Origin of the sequence: Stackebrandtia sp., from assembly GCF_035643755.1 — a bacterium.
Classification (GTDB): Bacteria; Actinomycetota; Actinomycetes; order Mycobacteriales; family Micromonosporaceae; genus Stackebrandtia.
Genome location: NZ_DASQPW010000004.1, coordinates 1 through 6,011, shown reverse-complemented (window position 1 = coordinate 6,011; position 6,011 = coordinate 1). Strand labels below are relative to the sequence as shown.

Here is a 6,011-nt window from a genome sequence, read left to right as displayed (position 1 = left end):
ATTGGTCGAACCGCAGGTGGGCTCCGGTGGCGTAGGCGGCGAGGGCGGGGGTGAGGACGGCAGCGTCGGTTGCCACGCCTCGCAGGGTGTTGGAGGCGAAGCCGCGTTGGTATTCCAGACCGAGGTAGATCAGGCCGGGGTGGGTCAGCGACACGCCCTGCGAGTGGAGCGGCATGCCGTGTTCATCAAGGGCGCCAAGGGATGCCAGGTAGCCGAGGCTGGGTCGGTATCCGGTTGCCAGGATGATCGCGTCGATGTCCTCGCGCTCGCCGTTCGCCCACACCACGCCGCTGTCGGTGAGGCGGGTGAACATCGCGCGCTGGTTCAACAGTCCACTGTCGAAGGCGTTGGCGTAGCCGCCGATGTCCGTGACCATCTTCCCGGGAGCCAAATGGGCCAGCCACGACGGCGGCAGGTCGTCGAAGCGGTCGGTGAGTAGATAGTGGACGTCGCGGCCGTCGATCAGGTGCGGGACCAGCCGCGGCATGTAGTGGCTGGCCAGGGTGACCGAGGCGACGCGTGCGAGTTCGACGGCGACCTGGATGGCGGAGTTGCCCGCACCCACCACGAGCACTCGCTTGCCGCGATAGGGGCCGGGTTCGCGGTAGTCGGCGACGTGCAGCAGTCGTCCGCCGTATCGCCGCGCGCCGTCGAAGTCAGGAACGTAGGGGTTGGCGAACGATCCCGAGGCCGCCACCAGGCCGGAAGCCTCCAGCGACGAGCCGTCGGCGGCATGGATCAGGTAGCGGCCCGAGTTCAGGCTTACCCCGGTGACCCGCGTGCCGGTGCGGATCTCCACGCCGAGGCTCTCGGCGAAACGCTCTAGATAGGACGCGACGTCGTCGCGGCCGGGGTAGGCGTCGGGATCGCCTCCGAAAGGTTTTCCCGCGAGGTTGTTGAACCGGTTGGGAGAGAAGGCCTTCAGGCTGTCGTAATAGTGCGGCCAAGAACCGGCCGCTCGGGCGCTGGCTTCCAGGACGAGGGGTGCCAGGCCGGTGTCGCGTACGGCTTGGGCGGCGGCCAGGCCCGATTGCCCAGCCCCGACGATGACAACGGGAAGAGTTTTCGTGTTCACCCGAGCTATCATATTCTCATATCGCGAAATGACAACTTGATGTGGGACACACGAGAGGCATGCTGGAGCAGTGACGAAGTTGAACCCCGAGTCGCAGGCGTTCTTGAAGGCGCTGGCCAGCCCGACGCGGCAGCAGATCATGTTCGCCTTCGACGGCGGCACCGAGTTGACCGTCGGCGAGGTAGCCAAACGACTGGGTCTGGCGCAATCCGCGGCGTCCACCCACCTGGCCATGCTGCGCGACGCGGGAATCCTTGCCGCACGCCGCGACTGGAAGACCGTGCACTACCGCGCCGACTCCGCGGGCTTCCTCAGAAGCCTCGACAATCTGCGCGAGAGCCTGCTCGCCTGCTGTCCACCCGAAGACGAAACAACACCGACCGCTAGCGGTCAGCAGCCGTAGCCTCCGAGCCTCGTCACGCGGAGGACACGTCCAGTTCGACCAGTAGTTGGCGCACCCGCGCGTCGATCTCATCGCGGATACCGCGCACCGTCTCGATCGGTTGGCCGGCGGGGTCGTCCAGTTCCCAGTTCAAGTAACGCTTTCCCGGGTACACCGGGCAAGCGTCGCCGCAGCCCATCGTGATGACCACATCGGACGCCTGGACGGCCTCGTCGGTCAACGGTTTGGGGAACTCCTTGGTGATGTCGAGGCCGACCTCGGCCAGCACCTTGGCCACGGCCGGGTTGATCGATGCGGCCGGAGCCGATCCTGCCGAGCGCACCACGACCGTGCCCGCGGCGTGGTGGTCCAACAGCGCCGCCGCCATCTGCGATCGCCCGGCATTGTGAACGCATACGAACAGGACTTCGGGTTTACCGCTCACGTGACTTCCTCTCGTCGTGATGATCGCGTGCAAGCGTTCGGCGAGCACGTAGAGATGTGAATGGACTGAGGCCGTTGCGGCCAAGCGGATATAGGAGTCGTCCAGGCATTCGCGCACTGTCTCGGGCGAGAAGTGGTGGGCGAACCGCGGCGTGGCGAAGCACGACGATCGCGTTAAGTGGGTGGGTGGATGGTGTGGCGGTCATGAGGTGCACGTCCCTTCCGGAGTGCCGGGTTGTTACGGGCTCGATGAGTGGTCCGACCGTCCCGGCCAGGGCCTGGCCGGACGTGACGCCGAACGTCGCGATCGCCAGGTCGACGTTTTGCCCGCAGCGGTGAACGCCAACGTCTCGACCGTTCGTAGCCCAGCCCGATCATCCTGCCCAGCGGGACCGCGATACGCACGACGTCACCGGGCCTCGCGGTGATGGCTCGGCCCTGCGACGCGAACAAGATCACGACGGTGAACAGCAGCCCGTACAGCGCCACGGGCCCGATGCGGGGCAGGAACGTGGATTCATACCAGTCGAGGCCCGGGGACCGCTCGTCCCGCCTCCGGGTCAAGAATCCCGCCGCCAGCGGGATTCCCAGGAAGATCAGCACGTTGACCACAATCGACCACACCGAAATGTCCAGATCGGACCGCGGCAGGCCGAGCCGACCCGGAAGAACGTCCAGATAGAACCATCCCAGCACCCCGAACGCCACGACCTGAAACACCGAGTTCAACGCCGCCATCACCGCCACAGCCTCACGGTCACCGCAAACCAGGTCGATCCAGATGATCGAAGACCGCCCGTCCGTTCCGCCTTCGGGCACTGTATCCCGGTCGCCGCCTGCCGGTACCGGTCGCCAGCGCTTTGACCGCCGACCGGCGACGAGACGTGGCATCCATGCTCACCGAGCTGGTCCACGCCAACCTGCTCGTCGAGGACTGTGGCCACCGGTCTCACTTTCACGACATATTGCACGCCTATGCCTTTGTGGAGAATGTCCTATGAGTTGAGGAATTCTCCAGCTTGATTCTGCGCCGCCTGAAGTCTCTGGGACGCTGTCGGCGGCCGCTGGCATGCTGGCGGGTGTGTGGACCGACCTGGCGCCTGTGCTGCTGATCGCCGCGGCGGCGGCGTTTGGGCTGGCTGTGGTCTCGGCGGTGGCCGGGTTCGGTGGTGGCGTGCTGCTGTTGCCGGTGTTCGCCGCCCTGTTCGGGTTGCGCGCGGCCGTGCCGATGCTCACCCTCACCCAGTTGTCCAGCAACGCCTCCCGCGTGTGGCTGAACCGACGCGAACTCAACTGGCGGCTGATCGGCTGGTTCGCTCTGGGCGCGGTCCCGCTGGCGGCAGCCGGGGGGCTGCTGTTGGCCCACGCGCCGTTGGAGCCGTTGCGGCGCCTGCTGGGGGTTTTCTTGATCGGGATGGTCGCGTGGCGAAGGTTCGGCAAACCGCCGGGCAAGCCCCGCGACACCGCGTTCACCACGATCGGGGCCGTATCGGGACTGGGGTCGGCGCTTGTGGGTTCGACCGGGCCGCTGACCGCACCGTTCTTCCTCGCCTACGGACTGACCCGAGCCGCCTACATCGGCACCGAAGCCGCCAGCGCGCTGGCCATGCACCTGACCAAGCTCGCCGCCTACGGCGCCGGCGACCTCATCACCGGCGCGGTCCTAACGTTTGGGCTGGCCCTGACCCCGGCAACGATCGCCGGGGCATGGGTCGGCAAGCACATCGTGGATCGCATCAGCGACCGCCTCTTCGTCCTCCTGGTCGAAGCCGGCCTCGTGATCGCCGGGTTGTTGTTCCTGATCGGTGTGTAAACGGTTTGGCGTACCGCCAGAAGTCGAGTTGGCAGTCTGGCCGATGAGCGCTGACGTCGCCGACCCGAGTGAGCGGTATCGCCACCGAACGGGGTGTCGGGTATGACGTGCGTGCGGGTGACGGTGCCGCCGCACCCGCCCGTCGAGAAAGGGATCGCTGGTCAGCTGGTTGGCGGCCATGGAGGGCCCCTACCCCAGAAGCATCCGCGCGAATGCGAACCCGTTCGCCTTCGAACTCGGTGAAGACATCCGGGTCGTCGGTGCGGACAGGAACCGTTCCAGCGTCTCGTCCGCGCCGACAAGCTCATCGACCGTGATCCACGTACCCCTTCCCCACGGCAAGAACCACCGTGCCGAACACCAACCTGCGCACCCATAGCCGTCGCGGCTCGGATGCGACATCGGATATGGGGTCCATCGGGATTCCTCTCTGGTGACCGTTGTCACGGTGTAGTTGTGGGACCGCTTAGGGAATTAGTATATTTCCTAAGTCATGAACGTCGATCTAATCAAGGCACTCGCCAGCGACAAGCGGTTGGCGATACTCGGCTGGCTCAAGGATCCGGTGGCGCACTTCCCGCCTCAAAAGGACGGTGACCGCGTCGCCGACGGGGTTTGTGGTGTGTTCATCGCGGACAAGCTGGGTGTCAGTCAGCCGTCTGCCGCCGAGCACCTCAAGCTGCTGGTTCGGGTGGGGCTGTTGCGGTCGCGTCGCATCAAGCAGTGGACGTTCTACAAGCGTGACGAAGAACGGATCGACGAAGCTAAACGCCTGTTGTCGCAAGGATGGTAATGGTGAGTGACTCTTCGCAGTACATCTTCAACTACGAGCCGGTGGTCGGGCCGCTGGAAAAGCTTGACGTCAACAAGATCATCGAATCCGCCGGCGAGCAGTGGTTCAACCAGACCTTGACCCAGGTGGACGAGGTCGTGGTGCGCATCGGCGTGTTCACCGGTGGCGAGTTTCCGTGGCATAAGCACGATAACGAGGACGAGTTCTTCCTCGTCCTGGACGGTCGGGTTCGCATCGACGTGGAGGGGCTGGCATCGGCCGATCTGGGCCCGAGAGAGTGCTTCACGGTCCCCAAGGGACGGATGCATCGTCCCGTGGTCTCCGAACGTTCGACCGTCCTCATGATCGAACGCGCCGGAGTCGTGGCCACCGGCGACGCGTGACACCAGGCGGACCGTATTCGGACCGCTCCAGACGCTCGGGGCAGCCACCTCCGTCAAGGCCGCGATCTCCCCGCTGTCAGTCGGTCGCGGATTCGAACCGTCGCTCACGATGGGCTTATTGTCCGTCGATTGTGGGTGGCGAGGTCGAATCGCCGGGTGCCGTTGGCGAATCCCTTCACGATCGCATCAACAGCGCCGGGTCCGAGACGGTCGTTCACGGCCCGGGGTGGGCGGGTAAGGACCACAAAAGCGATAGGCGGAGTGACCATGCGGTGCGGCGCGCTGACGAGCCGGGGTGATCGCCGCGGTCGGCATCGTGTTCCGCCCTGACGCGGCATCCGTCGTCAGTCGAGGCCCTCGATGATGCGGAAGTCGCGCTCGACGCCGTCAGCGAGTGCGGCCAGCGCCTCCTGGTAGGCCGCACTCGCGCGTGCGGCGACCGCCTGATCGAAGCTGTCGAACTCGATCAGGACGGTGCGCTCCGCGATCCCGGCGTCGTATGCGACGACCCTGCCGCCGCGGGCGAGCCGCCGCCCGCCCGCGGCCTCGACGGCCGGACCGGCCAGCTTGTTGTAGGCAGCAAGCTTCTCAGGGTCTGTGATGGTGCGGTAGGCGCTGACCCAGTAGCCCTTGGCCACGGTTACCTCCTGTGTTCGGAATTGATGTTCATAAGCAAGCTCAGATCCATGATCGGCGCGCTGTGGGTCAGCGAGCCGACGGACACGGCGTCGACGTCGGACGGCTTCGATCAACCGGCTGGGGCCGCGATCGGTTTGGTCTCGGGTGAGCGTCGGCGGGCGAGGGCGAGGCTGATCATCGTCGTGATCGCCATCGCGGCGACGCCGACCAGCGCCGCGGTGGTGTAGGCGCCGTCGTTCGGGAACAGGCGGCCGGTGTCGGTGCCGGCGGCCAGGACCAGGCCGCCGATGGCGCTGCCCAGGGAGTACCCGACGCTGCGGACGATGTAGTTGAAGCTCATCGCGCTCGACGTCTCGCTCTTGGGGGTGACGGCCAGGATGACGCCGGGCATGGCGGCCGAGAAGCTGCCGACGCCGAAGCCCAGCACGCCCATGGCCGCGAGCAGTTCGGCCAGGTTGGACCGGGCCGCCGCGAACAGGACG

General features: G+C 66.1%; 7 protein-coding genes and 2 pseudogenes. 4 read left to right on the top strand and 5 right to left on the bottom strand.

The features are described from left to right. On the bottom strand, nt 1–1,075 hold a 1,075-nt coding region (locus tag VE172_RS00215; RefSeq protein ID WP_324795443.1), incomplete at its 3' end, for a flavin-containing monooxygenase. 70 nt (nt 1,076–1,145) lie between these two features. On the opposite strand from VE172_RS00215, the gene VE172_RS00210 reads away from it, so the two are divergent. After that, entirely contained in the window at nt 1,146–1,478 is a 333-nt protein-coding gene (locus VE172_RS00210; protein ID WP_324795441.1) for an ArsR/SmtB family transcription factor, read from the top strand. A gap of 13 nt (nt 1,479–1,491) precedes the next feature. On the opposite strand, the pseudogene VE172_RS00205 reads toward VE172_RS00210, so the two are convergent. Then, nucleotides 1,492–2,091 (bottom strand): annotated as a pseudogene (locus tag VE172_RS00205) (arsenate reductase ArsC); the annotation flags it as partial. A 55-nt stretch (nt 2,092–2,146) separates the two neighbouring features. Next, nucleotides 2,147–2,687: pseudogene (locus VE172_RS00195) on the bottom strand (arsenic resistance protein); the annotation flags it as partial. 295 nt (nt 2,688–2,982) lie between these two features. Between VE172_RS00195 and VE172_RS00190 the strand changes: the two are divergent. The 3 genes from VE172_RS00190 to VE172_RS00180 all read left to right on the top strand — a co-directional run bounded on the left by VE172_RS00190 (nt 2,983) and on the right by VE172_RS00180 (nt 4,890). Further along, nucleotides 2,983–3,714 (top strand): sulfite exporter TauE/SafE family protein, encoded by a 732-nt coding sequence (locus tag VE172_RS00190; RefSeq protein WP_324795435.1) that lies wholly within the window; start codon nt 2,983–2,985, stop codon nt 3,712–3,714. A gap of 493 nt (nt 3,715–4,207) precedes the next feature. Further along, nucleotides 4,208–4,507 (top strand): ArsR/SmtB family transcription factor, encoded by a 300-nt coding sequence (locus VE172_RS00185; protein WP_324795432.1) that lies wholly within the window; start codon nt 4,208–4,210, stop codon nt 4,505–4,507. 2 nt (nt 4,508–4,509) lie between these two features. Next, a complete protein-coding gene (locus tag VE172_RS00180) occupies nt 4,510–4,890 on the top strand; it encodes a cupin domain-containing protein (protein ID WP_324795430.1) in 381 nt (126 codons plus the stop codon). A 344-nt stretch (nt 4,891–5,234) separates the two neighbouring features. On the opposite strand, the gene VE172_RS00175 is transcribed toward VE172_RS00180, so the two are convergent. Together VE172_RS00175 and VE172_RS00170 are read right to left on the bottom strand one after the other, a co-directional pair. Then, entirely contained in the window at nt 5,235–5,528 is a 294-nt protein-coding gene (locus VE172_RS00175) for a DUF1330 domain-containing protein (protein WP_324795428.1), read from the bottom strand. Nucleotides 5,529–5,638: 110 nt separating this feature from the next. Next, nucleotides 5,639–6,011: MFS transporter (locus tag VE172_RS00170; protein WP_324795425.1), on the bottom strand; the 373-nt coding region annotated here is incomplete at its 5' end.